Raw genomic sequence first — 20,765 nt, 5'->3', positions numbered from 1 at the left:
ACAAGGTTTCTCTATTGAATATCCAACAAGGCTTCCTTCTCACTCGACAAGCCCGAGACATCAAAGGTCAAACTCAAATTGAGCTTTGGCTTTCGACCGAGAATGGTCCGACCCAATTGTTGATTCAAGGAGAAAGACCGGTCTTCTTTATCGAGCAAGCACAAATAGAGCAAACGAAGCGATTTGCCACTTCTAAGCAAATTGCTGTCGACATACGCTCGCTTGAGTTAAAGAACTTCCAACTAACTCCTTTAGCCGCGTGTTATACCCAGACCACGAAAGACGCATTCGCTCTACAAGATGAACTGAAGCAAAACGACATCGTCCATTTCGAGGGCGATGTACGACTTGCCGATCGTTATCTGATGGAACGCTTTATCAAAGGCAGTATGGAGTTTACCGGTAACCAACAATCACTAAACGGCTTCCAACGCATTCAAAATGCAAAGTGTCGCACAGGTGAATACCAACCTAAGCTGCATGTGGTCTCTCTAGATTTGGAATGCTCAGAGAAAGGCATTCTCTACTCGATTGGTTTAGATAGCCCTGTTGATTCACGCGTGATTATGATTGGCGAACCGGAACAAGCAGAGACGCCAATTCAATGGGTAAAAGATGAGAAGGCTTTGCTCGATGCTTTAATTGCGTGGTTTAAGCAATTTGACCCAGATGTGATTGTTGGTTGGAACGTTATCGACTTCGATTTCCGTCTGCTGCATAAGCGCGCAGAGTGGCATAACATGAAGCTGATATTAGGTCGTGCAGACCAGCCAAGTTTCTTCCGCAGCTCAGCACAAAGCCAACAGGGCTTTATCTCTATTCCTGGTCGTGTTGTGCTGGATGGTATCGATACGCTCAAAACCGCGACCTACCATTTCCGTTCTTGGTCACTTGAGTCTGTTTCACAAGAACTCCTTGGCGAAGGTAAAGAAATTCATAACGTGCATGACAGAATGGATGAAATCAATCGCATGTACCGTTCAGACAAGCCGTCTCTCGCTAAATACAACTTGCAAGATTGTGTGTTGGTTAACAAGATTTTTGACCACACTCACCTACTCGACTTCGCGATAGAACGCTCCCGCCTAACAGGTGTGGAATTAGACCGGGTTGGGGGGTCAGTGGCCGCATTTACCAATTTGTATCTGCCGCAAATCCACCGAGCAGGCTATGTTGCCCCAAACCTGAATCCAGAAAACTGGATCGCCAGCCCAGGGGGCTATGTGATGGACTCTATCCCGAACCTTTACGATTCCGTATTGGTGCTCGATTTTAAGAGTCTTTACCCCTCTATTATTCGCTCATTCTTGATTGACCCTATGGGTTTGGTCGAGGGCTTACAGCTTGAAATCGGCAAAGCAGAAGATGAAGCGGTACCGGGATTTCGTGGTGGTCAGTTCCATCGCTCGAAACACTTTCTACCCGAGATGATCGAAAAGCTCTGGGCAGCCCGCGACGTCGCAAAGAAGAACAATGAGAAAGCCTTCTCGCAAGCTATCAAAATCATCATGAACTCTTTCTATGGCGTGCTTGGTTCTTCCGGTTGTCGTTTCTTTGATACCCGCCTTGCTTCAAGCATCACCATGCGTGGGCACGAAATTATGAAGCAAACCAAGGTGCTGATCGAAGCCAAAGGCTATCAAGTGATTTATGGCGATACCGATTCAACTTTTGTGTCGTTAAATGGTCCGTATAGCCAAGCAGATGCCGATAAGATTGGTATTGAACTGGTCGAATACATTAATCAATGGTGGGGTGATCACCTTCGTGATGAATACAATCTCAATTCGATTCTTGAGCTAGAATACGAAACCCATTATCGCAAGTTCTTGATGCCGACCATTCGAGGCGCAGAAACTGGCTCAAAGAAACGCTACGCTGGTCTAATTGGTGAAGGTGAAAAAGAACGTATCATCTTTAAAGGGTTAGAGAGCGCACGCACCGACTGGACACCGCTGGCGCAGCGTTTCCAAAACACCTTGTACCAAATGATTTTCCATGGTGAAGATCCGAGTGATTACGTACGAGAGATGGTTGAAAAAACCAATAGTGGCGAGTTTGATGATCAATTGGTTTATCAAAAGCGCTTACGTCGCAAGCTGCACGAATACCAAAAGAACATTCCGCCACAAGTACGCGCTGCGCGCTTAGCCGATGACATCAATGCTAAATTAGGCAGACCACTGCAGTATCAAAACCGTGGTCGAATTGAATATTTGATCACTGTTAACGGACCAGAACCGCATGAGTACCGTAATAGCCCTATCGACTATCAGCATTATATTGATAAACAGCTAAAACCGATCGCGGACGCTATTTTGCCGTTCATTGGCACAGACTTCGAGCAGTTATCTGCACCACAGATGGGGCTGTTCTAAATCAGATTCGAAATTGGAAAGGCGCTAACGCAGTTGGCGTTAACCAATGCGGAATTCGGTTTTCTGATATTGCTTTACTAACCAATCGCCAAAACCGTCCAATAACCCAACCACAGAGCGTCTAGGGATAGGACGTCCAGAGAGCAGAATACCAAGGCGTTCTATCTCAAGTTGCTTTTCTGGGTGATACTGCAAAAACACTTCGCCACATTTAAGCGGGTCGTCAAACCAACGTTTATCACGATACATGATTAAAGAATACGAAGCGCGAAGCAGTTTCTTGGCGATAATAACTTGAGCACTGACCAGCTCTTCAACACTTTGTGCTTGTACAATCTTGGTACGATACACCGACAGCCAATCTTCCACATCCATGTTCCAGTGCTTGGCAATCTCCCAACTTGGTACATAATCACCAAAGCAATCTGCCAGATCATCACCATAAACACACACACAGCAATGCTTGAGCATAAAACCCCAAGTAAAAATGCTATCGAGATTGGCTACTTCATTGACCAACGCCGTGCGAATCGACACCCCTTTCACGTGAGGATACCCTTGCTGTGCTCGCCATTTGATGGTGTTTAGTAACGTGGCGCGGTTGTTTTCAAAGTCCGCCTTTGTCACAACCACCATATCAAGATTCGATCTACCTGCGACCGCAGACTTACGGGCCACGCTACCGTAGACGTAAACACTGTGCAAGTTGGCGCCAAGCCCACCTTTTAGGCATGCGAGAACTTCTCTGAGCAGAGGTTCGAATTCAGGTTGGAAAGGATGTTTTGGATCGATAATAGGGAGAGACATTGAAGAAAACGCGATCTCAAGCTTTTAACGGACGAAGGGCTATATGATCCACCAGCATTACGTTTGGATCAAGCCTATTCATCTCCTTATTAATGTTCAAATTACTGAGTGGAATTTTAATGCCAGACAAAGAACTTAGCGCTATAATCACCAAGTTTTGCTTAATAAGTGTAATAGGAAAATACAATGCCAAAGGCAAGTGAAATCAAAAAAGGCTTCGCAATCGAGTCTAATGGTAAAACTCTTCTAGTTAAAGACATCGAAGTAACGACTCCTGGCGGTCGTGGCGGCGCTAAAATCTACAAAATGCGTTGTACAGATCTGAACACTGGTGCTCGTGTAGACGAGCGTTACAAGTCTGATGATGTTGTTGAAACAGTAGAAATGAACAAACGTGCAGTTGTGTACTCATACGCTGACGGCGATGAGCACATCTTCATGGACAACGAAGACTACTCACAATACACATTCAAGCACAATGAAGTTGAAGACGACATGCTGTTCATCAACGAAGACACACAAGGTATCCACATTATCCTTGTGAACGGTGCTGCTGTGGGTATCGAACTACCATCTTCTGTTGAGCTAGTGATTGAAGAAACTGACCCTTCAATCAAAGGTGCTTCTGCATCTGCACGTACTAAACCAGCACGCTTTGCTTCAGGTCTTGTAATCCAAGTTCCTGAATACATCGCAACTGGTGACCGTGTTATCATTAACACGACTGAACGTAAATACATGAGCCGAGCATAAGCATGTCTGATTTGATTTCTTACGACGACGTTATCGACGCTGCGTACGACATCTTCCTTGAGATGGCTCCAGATAACCTAGAGCCCGCTGATGTCATTCTGTTTACTGCGCAATTTGAAGATCGTGGTGCCGCAGAACTTGTTGAAACTGGTGATGACTGGGTTGAACACGTTGGCTTCGATATCGACAAAGAAGTGTATGCAGAAGTTCGAATCGGCTTAGTAAACGAGGAAAATGACGTGCTTGATGACGTTTTTGCTCGTATGCTAATCAGTCGAGACCCAGAACATAAGTTCTGTCATATGCTTTGGAAACGTGACTAACGCTTTCCCTATCATGATCAAAAACACCAGCCTCATGCTGGTGTTTTTTTATGTTTATTAATTGCACAAGCATGATTGAAAGACATGAAAGCTCATAAGCTCGAAAGGCTCGATAAGAAAAAGGCTTGCCGATTTGGCAAGCCTTTCTGATTTTCTGCTATCGATTAACGATGCTTGTTACGTGCACCTTGGTCACCTGCAGTCTTCTTCGGCTTACGACGAGAAGGATTGTTGCTGCGACCTTTTGGTGTGTTAACACGCTCTTCGTGACGCTTAACTGCGCGACGGATTTTTTGGCTACGAGCACGGTCACGCTTACGTGATGTGTTGTCTTTGTTCAGATCAAGCATGGTTTCTTTCTCTGGACGAAGTTCTACAAGCTCACGCAGGTAGTTCACTTCTTTCAGGTCAAGTTCCATCCAACCACCACGAGGTAGTTTCTTGTCTAGGAAGATATCACCGTAACGAACACGTTTTAGACGGCTAACCGTACATTCTTGAGATTCCCACAAACGACGAACCTCACGGTTACGACCTTCGTTAATTACCACGTAGAACGTGTGGTTCATACCTTCACCACCCGCGTGTACTACGTCTTCAAAACGAGCCATACCATCTTCAAGTTCTACACCACTTACTAGGTTACGAACTTTTTTCTCGTTCACTTCACCAAACACACGCACTAGGTATTCACGCTCAACCTGACGGCTTGGGTGCATTAGGCGGTTTGCCAATTCACCATCAGTTGTGAAAAGCAGTAGGCCAGATGTGTTCGCATCAAGACGACCAACTGAAATCCAACGAGAGCCACGAATTTTTGGCAGACGATCGAAAACAGTGCGACGACCTTCAGGATCGTGACGAGTACATAGTTCACCTTCTGGCTTGTAGTAAGCCAATACACGACAGATCACTTCTTCTTGTGCCTTTGCAGACACAATGTGACCATCGATACGAACTACGCTGTTCTCATCTTCTAGTCTTTCACCAAGTTTAGCTACGATTCCGTTCACGCTAACGCGACCAGATTTAATTAACGATTCGATCTCACGACGAGAACCGTGTCCAGCACGTGCTAATACTTTTTGTAACTTTTCGCTCATTTATCTACCTATGTGTCGTCTTCACAGACGTCGAGACCAGAATTGGTCTTCATTGTGCAAGTTACCCAACCTATTGGGATTTTTTCGGTCGGACATTATACGAGATTCTACGACTTAATGTAAGCGAAATCGTCGACATTGGCGTAGCAAAATATCGGTCATAAACTCACACTTCCCTCATCAATTTGTCCAACTTAGTACCAGACAAAGACCATCGAGAACCGCACTATTATAGGTCGCCTTTCACCTCTAAAAACCTGACCTACCTGATAAAATTATCAGAGTGGTAACAAAGAAAACCCAATAGCTTGCTAGCTCCCTCAAACAAAACAAAGGAATAATAAATGTCTCATACAAATCTTGACCTGAATTGGATATTTGGTACGGCAGCAGATGACGATCTAACGGGCACATTAGGTTCGAACACGACCGATATTTTTGTTGGCTTCGGCGGCGATGATAAGTTTGTTGGTTACGGCGGTAATGACTATGTCTATGGGGGTCGTGGTGACGATCACCTGTTAGGTGGTCGAGGTAATGATCTCATCTCAGGTGGCTCTGGTGATGATTTTCTGTCTGGCGGTCTAGGCAACGACCTGTTGTTTGGTGGTTGTGGCGACGATACGATTTTTGACTACTCAGGTAACAACTTTATCAACGCTGGTTGGGGCGATGATACCGTCGTGGTCGGTGACGGTCATTCGGTGATCGCTGGAGGTTGCGGTGATGACACTTTCGTAATGACCAATCGCCTTGCCATCGGTGTGCCAGACCAACCCGTCTCATCAAACGACATTGAAGTAAAAGCAGAAATTCTCGACTTTAATATTTGCCACGACAAGTTGGTCTTTGATATGGGTCTAGACACCAATGACGACGGCATTCGCGATACATTCTTGGATTCCGCCGACGATCTGACTCTGTCTTACAATGATTTCGGTTGGGCTGTCTTCTCAAGCGATCAGTTCAATGTTGAAGTCACACTAAAAGGCATTGATGCGGGATACATGAACTACGTCGAACACCACGGCATTGATATCTTCGATTTCGCATAAGCTAAATGCTCAGCGATAGGCTTTATTAAAAATAAAAAGGGAGGCTTCTGTGCCTCCCTTTCTTATTTCATTACCAATAGAGCGAACTATTCAAATGGTGCAGGATCACCCGAACCAACACGTGCTACAACAGCATCGCCTTCACTGAAATCAATCACTGTCGTTGGTTGCTCACCAAGATAACCGCCATTAAGGATCACATCTACCGCATGCTCAAGCTTATCGCGGATGTCTTCAGGATCTGACTCAGTAACATCACTACCCGGTAAGATCAGCGACGTCGACATCATTGGCTCGCCTAACGCTTCAAGCAGATCAAGTGCGATACGGTTATCTGGAACACGGATACCAATGGTCTTACGTTTCGCGTTCATCAAACGACGCGGCACTTCTTTTGTGCCTTTGAAGATAAAAGTGTAAGGACCAGGAGTGTTATTTTTCAGAAGTCGGAATGCGGCGTTATCAACACGCGCATACAGAGATAACTCCGACAAATCACGACATAACAAAGTAAAGTTATGCTTGTCATCCAGACGACGAATCTGACAGATGCGTTCTAACGCCTGCTTGTTCTCCAATTGACAGCCTAGTGCATAACCGGAATCGGTCGGATACACCACAACACCGCCGTTACGAATGATTGCTACTGCTTGATTGATCAAGCGAGCCTGTGGGTTTTCTGGATGAACGTAAAAAAACTGGCTCATTGTAATTCCTCATTATCGAACCTCTCGGCTCTATATTTTTTTATGGAGTCTAGACTCCGTCTTATTCAGCGCTTTCTAGAGAAGGGTCAATTCCCCAATCTTTCCAAACTGGCTCTACGCCCGAAGGTAACCAAAGGTTTCTTCCCAACTCCATCCACGGTGATGGATAGTGAAAATCACTGCCTTGAGACGCTAATAGTTTGTATTGTATAGCATAATCCGCCAAGTTGCGTCTTTCTTGTTGCGCTTGTTGGGGTTGCGCCACTTCCATAGCGTCTCCACCAGCATCAACAAACGCGGCTAATAAGCGTTTTACCCACTTTGCCGTCAGTTGGTAACGCCCCGGATGCGCGAGTACCGCTTGACCACCCGCGGCATGAATAGCATCTACCGCATCTTTCATTGAACACCAGTTTGGTGGGACATAACCCGGATTGGTGCGCGTCAGAAACTTCTTAAACACCATCTGCATGGTCTTGGCGTAACCGTTGTCGACCAACCACTTAGCAAAGTGCGCACGGGTAATAGGCGCATTACCAGCTATTTGCTGCACTTCTTCCAGCACACCTTCACGGGTCGCCTTCTGTAAACGTTCCGCAATAAGCTCTGCACGTGTAACGCGATGCTTTTTTTGTTGCTCGATTAACTCAACCAACGCTGGGCTGTCCGGGTCAATATTTAACCCAACAATATGAATATCTTTATTCTGCCAAACCGTGGAAATCTCGATACCGTTGATGATTTTTATCGGAAGATTATTTTCTTCAACGTATTGCTTGGCCGGAGCTAAGCCGTCAACCGTATCATGATCCGTGATCGCCAAAACCTCGATATCAAAACTCAATGCCCTGTCTACTAGATCATGTGGTGCAAAGCGACCATCTGATGCAGTGGTGTGGCTGTGTAAATCAATTCTCATTTTTTTGTCGTTTTAATGCTGTTTTAGGGTTGACTTTTTATCTCTGCACTAGTTAACTAGTACACAAATACGAAGTACCTAATTTAAGGCTCACCATGTTACAAGAATTTAACCAAAACCAGGAAGCGAAAGTTGCAGATCGTCTTAATAAGATGAATTCTGTTGATCTAGCTTGGTGGCGCACTTGGACAAGTTCTTGGTGGGCGAACGTGTACTTCTAGTTTAACGAATGAAATGTCACAAAGCCCGCTACTTCAGCGGGCTTTTTGTTTTGCCGTCTACCTCACAGTTAACTGCTCAAACATTCATCGGATATGACCAAAACTAGATTGGGTGAACGTTTGCTTTATGCGACTATGTACGGCAGGAAGATATAAAACAGCTATAAGGAGGTCTTGTGAACAAGGCCATTGAAATTAAGAAACTTGGACAGCTTGAAGTACTGACGGCTTCCGTCCCTTATACTCAAGACCCGACTCGCTTGTTCCACACATTATGTGAGAACAAAACTGACAGTCTGTTGCTGGAATCTGCTGAGATCGATTCAAAGCAAGATTTGAAGTCGCTGTTGATTGTTGATTCAGCCGTACGCATCGTTTGTTACGGTCACACTGTCAAGATGCAAGCGTTGACCAATAACGGTAAGAACCTACTAACTCACTTAAACAAAAACATCCGTGGTGATGTCGAGAGTGAGCTCGATGGCGAAACACTGACTTTAGATTTCACCCACCCGTGCGACACGCTAGATGAAGACTCTCGACTGCGTGAAGCCTCTTCATTTGATGCGCTGCGTTTGGTTCAGCACAGCTTCGATATCTCGGACCAAGACAAACACGCGATTTTCCTTGGTGGTTTGTTTGCCTACGACTTGGTCGCTAACTTCGAACCACTGGGCAATGCAGAAGCCACAAACCAATGCCCAGATTACGTTTTCTACGTCGCCGAAACACTGCTGGTTGTGGACCACCAAACAGAATCTTGTCAGCTGCAAGCAACTTTATTTGTTGATGATTCAGAAAAAACAGCGCTAGAAACTCGCATCTCAGAAATCAGTGCACAATGCGCAGCACCAAAACTACTGCCAAGTGCAGAGCAAATCGCGGATGTGACAGTTAGACCAAGCGTGTCTGACGATGACTTCTGCCAAATCGTTCGTGACCTAAAAGAGTTCGTCGTAAAAGGGGATGTATTCCAAGTCGTACCGTCTCGCCGATTTACGCTACCTTGCCCTTCTCCATTGACAGCTTATAAAGAGCTAAAACAGAGCAACCCAAGCCCTTACATGTTCTACATGCAAGACGAGCTGTTCACTCTATTCGGAGCATCACCAGAGAGTGCGCTCAAGTACGAAACAGACACTAACCAAATTGAAATCTACCCAATCGCAGGGACTCGCCGCCGTGGCAAACGTCCAAACGGTGATATCGATTTTGACTTGGATAGCCGTATCGAACTCGAATTGCGCACTGACATGAAAGAAAACGCTGAGCACATGATGCTAGTCGACTTAGCACGAAATGACGTCGCACGTATTGCTCAAGCTGGAACTCGCCACGTCGCAGACTTACTCAAAGTCGACCGCTACAGCCACGTAATGCACTTGGTATCTCGTGTCGTTGGGCAACTACGTAACGATCTAGACGCCCTGCACGCTTACCAAGCTTGTATGAACATGGGCACACTAACTGGCGCACCAAAGATTCGTGCAATGCAGTTGATTCGTGATGTAGAGGGCGCACGCCGCGGTAGCTACGGAGGCGCAGTAGGTTACCTTACCGGCGAAGGTACATTAGATACTTGTATCGTGATCCGCTCAGCTTATGTTGAGAACGGCATTGCTCAAGTTCAAGCTGGCGCAGGTGTGGTGTTTGATTCTGATCCACAAGCAGAAGCAGACGAAACACGCGGGAAAGCCCAAGCGGTAATTTCTGCTATTCAAGCAGCACATAAGTCACAATAAGGAATAGGGTTCAGAGATGGCTAATATCATTTTTATCGATAACTTTGACTCGTTCACCTACAACCTTGTGGATCAGTTCCGCTCGCTAGGTCACTCAGTCAAGATTTACCGAAACAACATTCCAGCAAAAACCATTGAACAAGCAGTGAATGAGCTTGAGAACCCTGTGGTACTGCTATCGCCAGGTCCTGGTGCGCCGTCTGAAGCAGGCTCAATGCCAGAGCTAATTCAATTGCTGAAAGGCAAAGTTCCTATGATTGGTATTTGTCTTGGTCACCAAGCAATTGTTGAAGCTTACGGCGGTACCGTTGCTGGTGCAGGCGAAATCATTCACGGTAAGGTCTCTATGATGGAGCACCAAAACCATGCGATTTACCAAAACCTACCATCACCACTTGCAATTGCACGTTACCACTCGTTAGTTGCAACCAAGGTTCCTGAGAGCCTAACCATCACAGCAGAAGTGGATGATTTGGTCATGTCTGTTGTACATGAAGAAGATAAAGTTTGCGGGTTCCAGTTCCACCCGGAATCTATTATGACGACCTACGGAGCGACACTGTTGGCCAATGCCATTGAATGGGCACTCGAAGCACAAACTTCAGTGAATCCCCTCACTGCTTAAAAAAGCGCTTGGCACATAAGAAATTTAGGAGAGGAAATATGGAAGCAATCATCAACCCTATTATTACCAAGTTGTACGAGCAAGAGTCACTGACTCAGGAAGAGAGCCAACAACTGTTCGACATCATCATCCGTGGTGAACTCGATCCGATTTTGATGGCATCAGCACTGACTGCACTAAAAATCAAAGGCGAAACACCGGATGAAATTGCGGGTGCGGCAAAAGCACTGCTGGCAAACGCAAACCCATTTCCTCGCCCAGATTACGATTTCGCAGATATCGTAGGTACTGGTGGAGACGGTCACAACACCATCAATATTTCAACCACCGCGGCATTTGTTGCTGCAGCATGTGGTCTAAAAGTGGCAAAACACGGCAACCGCAGCGTTTCAAGCAAATCGGGTTCTTCTGACCTTCTTGATTCATTTGGTATCAACCTAGCCATGAGCGCAGAAGATACGCGCAAAGCGGTCGACGATATCGGTGTTGCTTTCCTATTTGCACCTCAATACCACGGTGGTGTGCGCCATGCGATGCCTGTGCGTCAAACTATGAAAACACGCACCATCTTTAACATTCTTGGTCCGCTGATTAACCCAGCTCGTCCAAACATCGAATTGATGGGTGTTTACAGTGAAGAACTGGTTCGTCCTATCGCGGAAACCATGCTACAAATGGGTATGAAGCGCGCCGCAGTGGTACACGGAAGTGGTTTGGACGAAGTCGCGATTCATGGCGAAACAACGGTTGCAGAAATCAAAGACGGCAAGATCACCGAGTACACGCTAACACCAGCAGACTTCGGCCTAGAAGCGCACCCGTTAGAAGCAATCAAAGGTGGCGATCCTGAAGAAAACAAGGCGATCATTACCAATATCCTGACGGGTAAAGGTACAGACGCACAATTGGGTGCAGTGGCGGTGAACGTTGCTCTGCTAATGCGTCTATTCGGTCACGAAGATTTAAAAGCCAACACGCAACAAGCGATTGAGGCAATGAATTCAGGCAAGGCATACCAATTGGTACAACAACTTGCCGCACACGCTTAAGGAATTGAAGAACATGACTGACTTCAACACTCAGCAAGCTGACAACCTGTCTGAACACGTTTCTAAAAAAGAAGCAGAAATGGCAGAAGTACTGGCGAAAATTGTCCGCGACAAATATCAATGGGTAGCAGACCGTAAGGTGTCTCAACCGCTAAGCACATTTCAGTCTGATTTGCTGCCATCGGACCGCAGCTTCTACGATGCTCTGAGTGGCGAAAAGACGGCATTCATCACCGAATGTAAGAAGGCATCTCCTTCTAAAGGTTTGATTCGTGATCACTTCGACTTGGATTACATTGCATCGGTTTATAACAACCATGCTGATGCCATTTCAGTATTAACAGACGAAAAATACTTCCAAGGTAACTTTGATTTTCTTCCTCAAGTGCGTGGTCAAGTCAAACAACCCGTTCTGTGCAAAGACTTTATGGTAGATACCTACCAAGTTTACCTAGCGCGTCATTACAGCGCCGATGCCGTATTGCTGATGCTTTCAGTCCTGAATGACGAAGAGTACAAAGCGCTAGAAGAAGCGGCACACAGTTTAAACATGGGTATTCTGACTGAAGTTAGCAACGAAGAAGAGCTTCATCGCGCGGTTAAGTTAGGAGCGCGTGTTATCGGAATCAATAATCGTAACTTGCGCGACCTAAGTACTGATTTGAATCGTACTAAAGAACTGGCACCAACAATTCGCGAATTAGCACCAAACGCAACCGTGATTTCAGAGTCTGGCATTTATACGCATCAACAAGTTCGTGATTTAGTGGAATACGCAGACGGGTTCTTGATTGGTAGCTCGCTGATGGCAGAAGACAACCTAGAGCTTGCGGTTCGTAAAGTGACGTTGGGTGAAAACAAGGTGTGTGGCTTAACTCATCCTGATGATGCTGCAAAGGCATACCAAGCTGGCTCAGTGTTTGGCGGTCTAATTTTTGTTGAAAAGTCAGAGCGTGCTGTGGATCTGGAAAGTGCTCGTCTAACGATGAGTGGCGCACCTCTTCATTATGTAGGAGTGTTCCAAAACCACGACATCGACTTTGTAGCTTCAATGGTGACCTCTCTGGGGTTAAAAGCAGTCCAACTGCACGGTCAAGAAGATCAAGCTTACGTCAACCAACTCAAAGCAGAGCTGCCATCAGGTGTTGAAATCTGGAAAGCTTACGGCGTTACTGATGCCAAGCCAGAACTGCTTGTAGATAACATAGACCGCCACCTTTTGGATGCTCAAGTTGGCACTCAAACAGGCGGAACAGGTCACGTGTTTGATTGGTCACTGATCGGCGACCCAAGTCAAATTATGCTGGCTGGCGGGTTGTCGCCAGAGAATGCAAGACAAGCAGCAAATTTGGGCTGCTTGGGACTAGATTTAAATTCTGGTGTAGAAAGCGCACCAGGTAAGAAAGATTCACAGAAGTTGCTCGCGGCATTCAATGCAATTCGCAACTACTAAAGCTGTTTGTAGCTAAAAATTTAAAGCTATTCGTAGCGAAAAAAATACGAGAAGGAATATCACGATGGCAAAACTGAATGCCTACTTTGGCGAATACGGCGGTCAGTACGTTCCGCAAATTCTAGTTCCAGCCTTAGAGCAACTAGAGCAAGCGTTTATCGACGCACAAGAAGATCCAGAATTCCGCAGTGAATTCATGACGCTTCTTCAAGAGTATGCGGGGCGTCCAACAGCTCTGACTCTAACTCGTAACCTAACTAAAGGTACGAAAACCAAACTGTACCTCAAGCGTGAAGATCTACTTCATGGTGGCGCACACAAAACTAACCAAGTGTTAGGTCAAGCGCTGCTTGCGAAACGCATGGGTAAAAACGAAATCATCGCAGAAACCGGCGCAGGTCAACACGGCGTAGCAACTGCACTAGCGTGTGCGCTACTTGGTCTGAAATGTCGTGTTTATATGGGTGCAAAAGACGTTGAACGTCAAAGCCCGAACGTATTCCGTATGAAACTCATGGGTGCTGAAGTAATTCCGGTTCACTCAGGTTCAGCAACACTTAAAGACGCATGTAACGAAGCGCTACGCGACTGGTCTGCAACTTATGAAGACGCGCACTACCTACTAGGTACAGCTGCAGGTCCTCACCCATTCCCAACGATCGTTCGTGATTTCCAGAGAATGATTGGTGAAGAAACGAAGAATCAGGTTTTGGCACGTGAAGGTCGTCTTCCTGACGCCGTTATCGCGTGTGTCGGTGGCGGCTCAAACGCGATTGGTATGTTTGCTGACTTTATCGAAGAAGAAAGCGTTCGCCTAATTGGTGTAGAACCTGCGGGTAAAGGCATCGATACAGACCAACATGGTGCACCACTTAAGCACGGTAAAACGGGTATCTTCTTTGGTATGAAAGCACCTTTGATGCAAGATCCAAACGGTCAGGTAGAAGAGTCTTACTCTGTTTCTGCGGGTCTAGACTTCCCATCTGTAGGTCCACAGCATGCGCATCTTAACGCTATTGGTCGTGCCGAATATGACAACGTCACCGATGATGAAGCACTAGAAGCATTTCAAGAAATTGCGCGTCATGAAGGTATTATTCCTGCTCTCGAATCTTCTCATGCACTGGCACACGCCCTGCGTATGGCTCGAGAGAACCCAGAAAAAGAGCAATTGTTAGTTGTAAACCTATCAGGTCGTGGTGATAAAGATATCTTCACTGTGCACGCCATCCTAGAAGAAAAAGGAGCGATCTAATGAGCCGTTATGCAAAGATGTTTGAGCGCCTAAACGAGAAAAACCAAGGCGCGTTTGTACCGTTCGTAACGGTTTGCGATCCAAACGCTGAACAGTCCTACCAAATCATGGAAACGCTCGTGGAGTCCGGTGCAGATGCTTTAGAGCTGGGTATCCCATTCTCTGATCCACTGGCAGATGGTCCGACAATTCAAGGGGCGAACATTCGTGCTCTAGAATCTGGTGCTACGCCTGATATCTGCTTCGAGCAAATTGGTAAGATCCGAGCGAAATACCCCGAGCTACCAATTGGTCTTCTGATGTACGCAAACCTTGTTTACTCACGTGGTATCGAGAACTTCTATGAGCGTTGTGCAAAAGCGGGCATCGATTCTGTTCTGATTGCAGACGTACCAACCAACGAAAGTGCAGAGTTTGTCGCAGCCGCTGAGAAGTTTGGTATTCACCCAATCTTTATCGCGCCACCTACAGCCAGTGACGAAACACTTAAGCAAGTATCAGAGCTTGGCGGTGGGTATACTTATCTACTCTCTCGTGCCGGCGTTACTGGTGCAGAAACCAAAGCAAACATGCCAGTTGGTCATATGCTAGATAAGCTGAACCAATTCAATGCGCCACCAGCGTTACTCGGTTTTGGTATCTCAGAGCCAGCTCAAGTAAAAGAAGCACTAGAATCAGGTGCTGCAGGTGCTATCTCTGGTTCGGCTGTTGTGAAGATCATTGAAGCAAACGTAGAGCAACCGCAAACCATGCTCAACAAGCTTGGCGAGTTTGTATCAGCAATGAAAGCTGCAACACAAAAATAACGTATTACTGATTTGTGGAATATGAGATCGATTCCTTATTAACCATTCGGAATCGATCTTTTTTTTAACATCCATTCTCTAAATTCTCCTCTTCCTTACCATCTATTTTATAAACATCACCCAGTAAAAATATCACTACGATCGATAGCAATCGTTTGCCTCTGATTAAAAAACTATCATTCATCAATAAATTCCCAGTTAGTTGGTCAGTTTGTACGGAAATTGTATTGCTAATTGTGAATGATAAGTGTAAAAAGCAAGGCGATATAATTATCCAAATAACAACTTTAGATTGGTGGGTAATTTTAGGATTTTACATATTATTAGCACAGAGGTTATGGAAGTGTTAAAACAAAAGAGTTTGCTAAACAACATTGGCGTGCAAGTCGTCATTGCAATGATCGTGGGTACTGCCGTTGGTGCCTTCATGGGTCAAAGTGCGACTGTATTCGCGCCGCTTGGTGCTATCTTTATCAACCTGATCAAAATGCTTGTGATCCCTTTGGTTGCAGTGGCGCTGATCTCAGGTGCGGCTGGTCTAGGTAACAGCCAATCTGCAGGTAAAGTGGGGTTAGTAACCCTAGGTTACTTCGGTCTAACGTCAGCGCTCGCTGTTGCACTAGCGCTGTTTATGGGTGAAGTATTCCAACCGGGCATGGGTATCGACGTTTCTGGCGTTGAAGGCATGTTTTCTGCTGAGTACGCTTCAAAAGGTGAACTACCTACTTTCTGGGCTACCATCACTGGTATGATTCCAACGAACGTTTTCCAATCACTAAACGAAGCGAACATCCTTCAGATCCTTGTGTTCTGTATGTTCTTCGGTATTGCGATTTCAAAACAAGAAAAAGCACGCCGTGAACCAATCATCAATGGCGTAAACTGCATCGTTGACGCAATGGTTTGGATGATCAACAAGGTCATGATTATTGCCCCTATTGGTGTATTCGGTCTTATGGCTGAAGCTGTGGGTACGTTCGGGTTTGGCGCTCTAATGGTAGTGTTCAAGCTTTTCGTTGTTTACGTTGCAGCAATCCTTGTCTTCGGTTTCGTTGTGTACCCAGCAATGGTGCACATCTTCACTAAGACATCGGCGAAAAAGTTCGTATCTGCAATGAAGAAGCCACAAGCGGTTGCCCTGTCTACAGCTTCATCGATGGCGACACTGCCAGTTACAATGGATACGTGTGAGAAAGAGCTGGGCGTTAAAAACTCAACAGCATCCTTTGTTCTTCCTCTTGGCGCAACCATCAACATGTCCGGTAACGCAATTTACTATGGTCTGGTTGCAATTTTCTTCGCGCAACTGTTCAACATCGACTTAGGCATGGGCGCGTACATCGCTATCATCGTGACTTCAACGTTAGGTGCAGTAGGTCAAGCTGGTGTTCCAGGCCCGTCATTCCTAGTCGTTGCAGTACTGCTTGCTGCAGGTATTCCAATCGAAGGTCTGCCACTATTGTTCGCTCTAGACCGTATCTTCGATATGATTCGTACCGCACTAAACATCACCGGTGACGCTGCATGTGCAGTTATCGTAGATGCTTTAGTTGAAGAAGAAGCGGCACAAGTTGAGCTTCAAAAGCAAGAAGCATAAGCCTGAACGCATTTTAAACAAGCCGCTCAAAAGAGCGGCTTTTTTTGTACTTAACATTGCAGTAAGTAACCATTTAAATAGAAACCAATGGCATATTTTTTCTCAAGTGATATAAGGGAGCCATAAACATAAAAAATCAATAAACCTAGGCTAGGTTGAACCATGAAATTTACGTCGTCTTTAGGCTCACTGTCGACGAGCTGTCTGCCTATCGAAACAAAACAGCAAGCATTGCTTGAACTCGTCATCAACGCATATCAACCTCATGAGCGCGCTGCTCTATTTCAGACTATTACTGATTATCGCAGAAACCAATTAGTCTCTATCTTCCCTGAACATCAGGACAACAGCTTTTCTGTGCTGTTCGAATTGATGGACTATCGAGATCTTGTGCAACGTTACCCAAGCACACTTTCAGCCGATATTGCTTTGCTAGAAAAAGTCGTCGGTCAATGTTACATGCATTGGCTCGAGTTTTGGTGCGCGTGCGAAATTGCCGCGATCAAAGCCAAAGCTCCATTCACAACGTCTGCCCCTACTTCGCCCTCCTTGCCATTTAAGGACAGCGCGTACTACGGCGCATTGATTGAGCGAATAGAAGATGCGCAACTTGCGGTACAAATCCCCAGCCATCCGCATGCAATGTCAATCAGTGATGCAATTACATTGAGTAATCTTGAGCTTTTTATACAAGGTGAAAAGTGGTACGAAATGTTGCCTTTACTCTTTCTATCTCAAGTCGGTAAGCACTTCATCTTACTCAAGCACCCTGATGAGGAATCGTGTCCAACGCTCGTTGCTTCAGCTTTGATTCAGGATTGGCAGATACACAATACATGGCTAAGTTATGCGCCGCAGTTTAGCAATGCAAAGTGGCATTATTGCTTACCAGAGCACGCGGAAGAGACCCTAGCTCGCTTACAGCTGTTTACATCGCCAACACTGTCAAAGTGTTACTCTCTCCAAGAATTTGATAACGAATTCAAGTTACAATTGTCTGATAAAAAATCGGTATGCGAAGTATTGCGACTGACGGTAAGTGGAAATGCTCAACAAAAGCTCTACTATCTCTATCTTGCTCAAAAAGAATTAATGAGTGTTTTGCACCAAGCAGGTTACAAAGTCGGCTTCACAATCATTGAGCAACCTTTCATGCTCAACTTTTATAAAGCAATTGATAAAGAAGCGTATTTCCATTCGGGATATTGCGACCTAAACAATGACGGTAAACAGACTTACCGTGGATTTTGGAATTTTGAAATGATGGTCAAAGCCTTCAATAACATCGATTTTCGCCACTACAAACGCACCGTAAGTGCGATAAGAAAAGGCAAATCGGTCGAAAGGGACGAACATGTTTGATCTCAGCTTAGAGGCAATCGTTTACACCAAAGCCATCACGTTACTTGCGACAGTGGCGGTGGTGATGATCTGGTTAAGCTATTACTGCTATCGACTCAAACAAAAGAACGAAGTGATCTTTGGTACACACCATGCGCCCTACATTGCGTATTCACTGTGTATCATTGCGTGGATCAGCAGTAACGCTTACTTCCATACTAATCTCTTGCCTGAGCTTGGTGCTTCGGCGGGTATCTTTATGGCGAAGTTTGCTAACTTAGCATCCTTTTTTGCTTTCGCCTTTGCTTACTATTTTTCTTGCCAGCTTGCGGCAGAGCAACGCAAAGGCAAAGTGCATTTGTGGCAGCAAGGTATCTTTGTCACCTTGACGGTGTATTCACTGTTTATCAATTTGCGTCCAGATTTGACAGTCGAACACGTCGATATTGAAGGTCCTAGCCAGTTTGTTATCGAATTTGGCTCACACACGTCCTATTTCTTTATTGGTTTGGTCAGTTTCGTTGTGCTCACTTTGGTCAACCTCGTCGCCATGCGAGCAAACAGCAGCAAACTTACGCTAGCAAAAACCAACTACATGATCGCGGGCATTTTAGTATTCATGCTCTCTACCGCGACCATTCATCTTGGTATGACCTACTTCTTGGGTGATTTCTCTCTGACATGGTTGCCACCCGCGCTGTCGATCAGTGAGATGCTCTTTGTCGGATATGCACTGCTGACCTCGCGCTTCTACAGCGTGAAGTACCTAGCGTACATGACGTTAAGTGCCTTATTGGTATGTGCTATTTTCGTGCTTCCATTGGGGGCTATCTTTATCCCGATGACCGACAATAACCAATGGTTAATTGCCACGCCGATCTGCGCTTTAATCGGGATCACTTGGGGCTTGCTATACAAACGCGTAAGCCGTTACGCCTCTTTCCTGATTTACGGTGATAAAAAGACACCTGTCCAACAAATATTGGCGCTAGAAGAGGACTTTAAACTCTCAATTGATGATGCAATGCGCCGCTTAGGAACACTGCTGCAGATTCCTAATGACAAGCTGCGCCTGGTCACCAGTAACTACAATGAAACATTCTACGAAGATTACCTTTCATCAAACAATTCAGTGCTTGTCTTTGATGAGCTTTCTGAAGAACTTGAATACAAAGTTCCAGCTAAGCGCTCAATGAAAGCGCTTTACGATAAGATGAGTTCGAACAATACAGCATTGGTGATGCCGCTGTTTGGTCAGGGTAAATCTGTCACACACCTATTGGTCTCGCCGCATAAAATCAACAATCAGATGTTCTCTAACGAGGAAATCTCCGCCTTGCAGACGCTGCTTACTCGAGTACAAAGCACGATCGAAGCAGATCGCCGTATTCGCCAAAGCCGAGCACTTGCCAATTCGATTGCTCACGAGATGCGCAACCCACTCGCCCAAGTGCAGTTGCAATTTGAAGCCTTAAAGCAGCACATCGAATCTCAAGCACCGACCGAACAGATCTTGGTTGATATTGAGAATGGACAAACAGCGATCCAACGCGGCCGCCAATTAATCGATATCATTTTGCGCGAGGTCAGTGATAGCTCACCTGAGCACGAGCCGATAGCCATGACCTCTATCCATAAGGCTGTAGACCAAGCCGTAAGTCGCTACGGTTTTGAAAATGAGAAGATTATTGAACGAATCCGCTTACCGCAACACGCTGACTTTGTGGCAAAACTTAATGAAACCTTATTCAACTTTGTCATTTTCAATCTCATTCGCAACGCAATTTACTATTTTGACTCTTATCCAGACAGTCAAATTGAGATCAGCACCAAAACCGGTTCTTACGAGAACGTACTGATCTTTCGAGATACAGGTCCAGGCATCGACGAAACCATTTCTCATAAAATTTTTGATGACTTTTTCTCACATCAAAAGAGTGGCGGCAGTGGCTTAGGATTGGGCTATTGTCAACGCGTTATGCGATCGTTTGGTGGACGAATTGAATGTGTATCGAAGCGCGGTGAGTTTACCGAGTTCCATCTGTATTTCCCTGTAGTGCCCAACGCACCGAAAGCAGAAACACTGCGGACTCCGTATTTCAATGACTGGAAACAAAACCAGCCACGCACTGAACAAAACGTCGTTGACAACGTATCAATAGATAAAGATGCACCAACAGTACTCATTGTTGATGACAAAGAGGTGCAACGTGCGTTGGTGAAGATGTATTTAAACCAACTCGGCGTGAATAGTCTGCAAGCCAACAACGGTGAGAATGCCGTTGAAATGTTTAAAAACCACTCCGTGGATTTGGTTCTAATGGATGTGCAGATGCCTGTGATGAATGGCTTTGAAGCGAGTAAGCACATCAAAGCAATGTCCGCTTATACCCCTATCATCGCTTTATCTGGAGAGTCCGGAGAACGTGAACTGGAGATGATTAGTAAGCTCATGGATGGACGGTTAGAGAAGCCCACCACCTTGGCTGCTCTACGTCATGTTCTCAAAGAGTGGCTAGATAAGGACGCGGCTTCGCACACTTTTGAAACACAGAGCGAATAGTTGGCACCTGATATGCATTACTGAAGTACAAATCGAATTATCCATTGATTCAAGCCCTCAACAACAAG

Annotated in this window: 18 protein-coding genes and 1 other annotated feature; of the genes, 14 read left to right on the top strand and 4 right to left on the bottom strand. The window is 45.6% G+C overall.

Features of this window, described 5'->3' with window-relative positions; genetic code table 11:
* Positions 1-14: 14 nt before the first annotated feature.
* Complete coding sequence (locus OH459_RS19135; protein WP_269988129.1) at positions 15-2,378, top strand: DNA polymerase II; 2,364 nt, start codon at positions 15-17, stop codon at positions 2,376-2,378.
* Positions 2,379-2,417: 39 nt separating this feature from the next.
* Here the strand turns inward: OH459_RS19135 and OH459_RS19130 are convergent, their stop codons facing one another.
* Positions 2,418-3,185: a nucleotidyltransferase domain-containing protein gene (locus OH459_RS19130; protein WP_269988127.1), complete on the bottom strand. Its 768-nt coding sequence runs from the start codon at positions 3,183-3,185 to the stop codon at positions 2,418-2,420.
* A gap of 186 nt (positions 3,186-3,371) precedes the next feature.
* Between OH459_RS19130 and efpL the strand changes: the two genes are divergently transcribed.
* Positions 3,372-3,938, top strand: a complete 567-nt coding sequence (gene efpL / locus OH459_RS19125) for an elongation factor P-like protein EfpL (RefSeq protein ID WP_005445063.1) — start codon at positions 3,372-3,374, stop codon at positions 3,936-3,938.
* A 2-nt stretch (positions 3,939-3,940) separates the two neighbouring features.
* The gene (locus tag OH459_RS19120) at positions 3,941-4,261 is read left to right on the top strand and encodes an HI1450 family dsDNA-mimic protein (protein WP_005431208.1); all 321 of its coding nucleotides are present in this window, start codon (positions 3,941-3,943) and stop codon (positions 4,259-4,261) included.
* A gap of 164 nt (positions 4,262-4,425) precedes the next feature.
* Here the strand turns inward: OH459_RS19120 and rluB are convergent, their stop codons facing one another.
* Entirely contained in the window at positions 4,426-5,364 is a 939-nt protein-coding gene (gene rluB / locus OH459_RS19115; protein ID WP_269988123.1) for a 23S rRNA pseudouridine(2605) synthase RluB, read from the bottom strand.
* A gap of 344 nt (positions 5,365-5,708) precedes the next feature.
* On the opposite strand from rluB, the gene OH459_RS19110 reads away from it, so the two are divergent.
* Complete coding sequence (locus OH459_RS19110) at positions 5,709-6,419, top strand: calcium-binding protein (protein WP_009698409.1); 711 nt, start codon at positions 5,709-5,711, stop codon at positions 6,417-6,419.
* 86 nt (positions 6,420-6,505) lie between these two features.
* Here OH459_RS19110 and OH459_RS19105 read toward each other — a convergent pair whose 3' ends face one another.
* Together OH459_RS19105 and rnm are read right to left on the bottom strand one after the other, a co-directional pair.
* Entirely contained in the window at positions 6,506-7,126 is a 621-nt protein-coding gene (locus tag OH459_RS19105) for an L-threonylcarbamoyladenylate synthase (RefSeq protein ID WP_005445057.1), read from the bottom strand.
* Positions 7,127-7,187: 61 nt separating this feature from the next.
* On the bottom strand, positions 7,188-8,045 hold the full coding sequence (gene rnm, locus OH459_RS19100) for an RNase RNM (RefSeq protein WP_017189446.1): 858 nt from the start codon (positions 8,043-8,045) through the stop codon (positions 7,188-7,190).
* Between the two features lie 95 nt (positions 8,046-8,140).
* Here rnm and OH459_RS19095 point away from each other — a divergent pair, with 95 nt between their 5' ends.
* The 10 genes from OH459_RS19095 to luxN all read left to right on the top strand — a co-directional run bounded on the left by OH459_RS19095 (position 8,141) and on the right by luxN (position 20,697).
* On the top strand, positions 8,141-8,266 hold the full coding sequence (locus OH459_RS19095; RefSeq protein WP_005445052.1) for a hypothetical protein: 126 nt from the start codon (positions 8,141-8,143) through the stop codon (positions 8,264-8,266).
* Positions 8,213-8,316: a sequence feature (Trp leader region), on the top strand. (Overlaps the previous gene by 54 nt.)
* A 126-nt stretch (positions 8,317-8,442) precedes the next feature.
* Complete coding sequence (locus OH459_RS19090) at positions 8,443-10,008, top strand: anthranilate synthase component 1 (protein ID WP_269988118.1); 1,566 nt, start codon at positions 8,443-8,445, stop codon at positions 10,006-10,008.
* Between the two features lie 16 nt (positions 10,009-10,024).
* Complete coding sequence (locus OH459_RS19085; RefSeq protein WP_029790941.1) at positions 10,025-10,633, top strand: aminodeoxychorismate/anthranilate synthase component II; 609 nt, start codon at positions 10,025-10,027, stop codon at positions 10,631-10,633.
* Positions 10,634-10,671: 38 nt separating this feature from the next.
* Positions 10,672-11,682, top strand: a complete 1,011-nt coding sequence (gene trpD / locus OH459_RS19080; RefSeq protein ID WP_009700797.1) for an anthranilate phosphoribosyltransferase — start codon at positions 10,672-10,674, stop codon at positions 11,680-11,682.
* Positions 11,683-11,695: 13 nt separating this feature from the next.
* Complete coding sequence (gene trpCF, locus OH459_RS19075) at positions 11,696-13,135, top strand: bifunctional indole-3-glycerol-phosphate synthase TrpC/phosphoribosylanthranilate isomerase TrpF (RefSeq protein ID WP_047516454.1); 1,440 nt, start codon at positions 11,696-11,698, stop codon at positions 13,133-13,135.
* 64 nt (positions 13,136-13,199) lie between these two features.
* Entirely contained in the window at positions 13,200-14,390 is a 1,191-nt protein-coding gene (trpB, locus tag OH459_RS19070) for a tryptophan synthase subunit beta (protein ID WP_269988114.1), read from the top strand.
* Entirely contained in the window at positions 14,390-15,196 is an 807-nt protein-coding gene (trpA, locus tag OH459_RS19065; protein WP_009698413.1) for a tryptophan synthase subunit alpha, read from the top strand. The genes trpB and trpA overlap by 1 nt, the downstream gene beginning before the upstream one ends.
* Before the next feature lie 337 nt (positions 15,197-15,533).
* A complete protein-coding gene (locus OH459_RS19060) occupies positions 15,534-16,793 on the top strand; it encodes a dicarboxylate/amino acid:cation symporter (RefSeq protein ID WP_005445037.1) in 1,260 nt (419 codons plus the stop codon).
* Positions 16,794-16,955: 162 nt separating this feature from the next.
* Positions 16,956-18,155, top strand: a complete 1,200-nt coding sequence (locus tag OH459_RS19055) for an acyl-homoserine-lactone synthase (RefSeq protein ID WP_017189433.1) — start codon at positions 16,956-16,958, stop codon at positions 18,153-18,155.
* A complete protein-coding gene (luxN, locus tag OH459_RS19050) occupies positions 18,148-20,697 on the top strand; it encodes a quorum-sensing autoinducer 1 sensor kinase/phosphatase LuxN (protein ID WP_269988110.1) in 2,550 nt (849 codons plus the stop codon). Before OH459_RS19055 ends, luxN begins: the two co-directional genes overlap by 8 nt.
* Positions 20,698-20,765 lie beyond the last annotated feature (68 nt).

Source organism: Vibrio sp. MM46 (assembly GCF_027587135.1).
Lineage (GTDB): Bacteria > Pseudomonadota > Gammaproteobacteria > Enterobacterales > Vibrionaceae > Vibrio > Vibrio harveyi.
The sequence above is the reverse complement of the archived record's forward strand: the minus strand, read 5'-3'. Positions and strand labels throughout refer to the sequence as shown.

Coding starts and splice junctions, on each gene's coding strand:
- OH459_RS19130 (WP_269988127.1), bottom strand. CDS start 3,185: ATGTCTCTCCCTATTATCGATCCAAAACATCCTTTCCAACCTGAATTC.
- efpL (WP_005445063.1), top strand. CDS start 3,372: ATGCCAAAGGCAAGTGAAATCAAAAAAGGCTTCGCAATCGAGTCTAAT.
- OH459_RS19120 (WP_005431208.1), top strand. CDS start 3,941: ATGTCTGATTTGATTTCTTACGACGACGTTATCGACGCTGCGTACGAC.
- rluB (WP_269988123.1), bottom strand. CDS start 5,364: ATGAGCGAAAAGTTACAAAAAGTATTAGCACGTGCTGGACACGGTTCT.
- OH459_RS19110 (WP_009698409.1), top strand. CDS start 5,709: ATGTCTCATACAAATCTTGACCTGAATTGGATATTTGGTACGGCAGCA.
- OH459_RS19105 (WP_005445057.1), bottom strand. CDS start 7,126: ATGAGCCAGTTTTTTTACGTTCATCCAGAAAACCCACAGGCTCGCTTG.
- rnm (WP_017189446.1), bottom strand. CDS start 8,045: ATGAGAATTGATTTACACAGCCACACCACTGCATCAGATGGTCGCTTT.
- OH459_RS19095 (WP_005445052.1), top strand. CDS start 8,141: ATGTTACAAGAATTTAACCAAAACCAGGAAGCGAAAGTTGCAGATCGT.
- OH459_RS19085 (WP_029790941.1), top strand. CDS start 10,025: ATGGCTAATATCATTTTTATCGATAACTTTGACTCGTTCACCTACAAC.
- trpD (WP_009700797.1), top strand. CDS start 10,672: ATGGAAGCAATCATCAACCCTATTATTACCAAGTTGTACGAGCAAGAG.
- trpCF (WP_047516454.1), top strand. CDS start 11,696: ATGACTGACTTCAACACTCAGCAAGCTGACAACCTGTCTGAACACGTT.
- trpB (WP_269988114.1), top strand. CDS start 13,200: ATGGCAAAACTGAATGCCTACTTTGGCGAATACGGCGGTCAGTACGTT.
- trpA (WP_009698413.1), top strand. CDS start 14,390: ATGAGCCGTTATGCAAAGATGTTTGAGCGCCTAAACGAGAAAAACCAA.
- OH459_RS19060 (WP_005445037.1), top strand. CDS start 15,534: ATGGAAGTGTTAAAACAAAAGAGTTTGCTAAACAACATTGGCGTGCAA.
- OH459_RS19055 (WP_017189433.1), top strand. CDS start 16,956: ATGAAATTTACGTCGTCTTTAGGCTCACTGTCGACGAGCTGTCTGCCT.
- luxN (WP_269988110.1), top strand. CDS start 18,148: ATGTTTGATCTCAGCTTAGAGGCAATCGTTTACACCAAAGCCATCACG.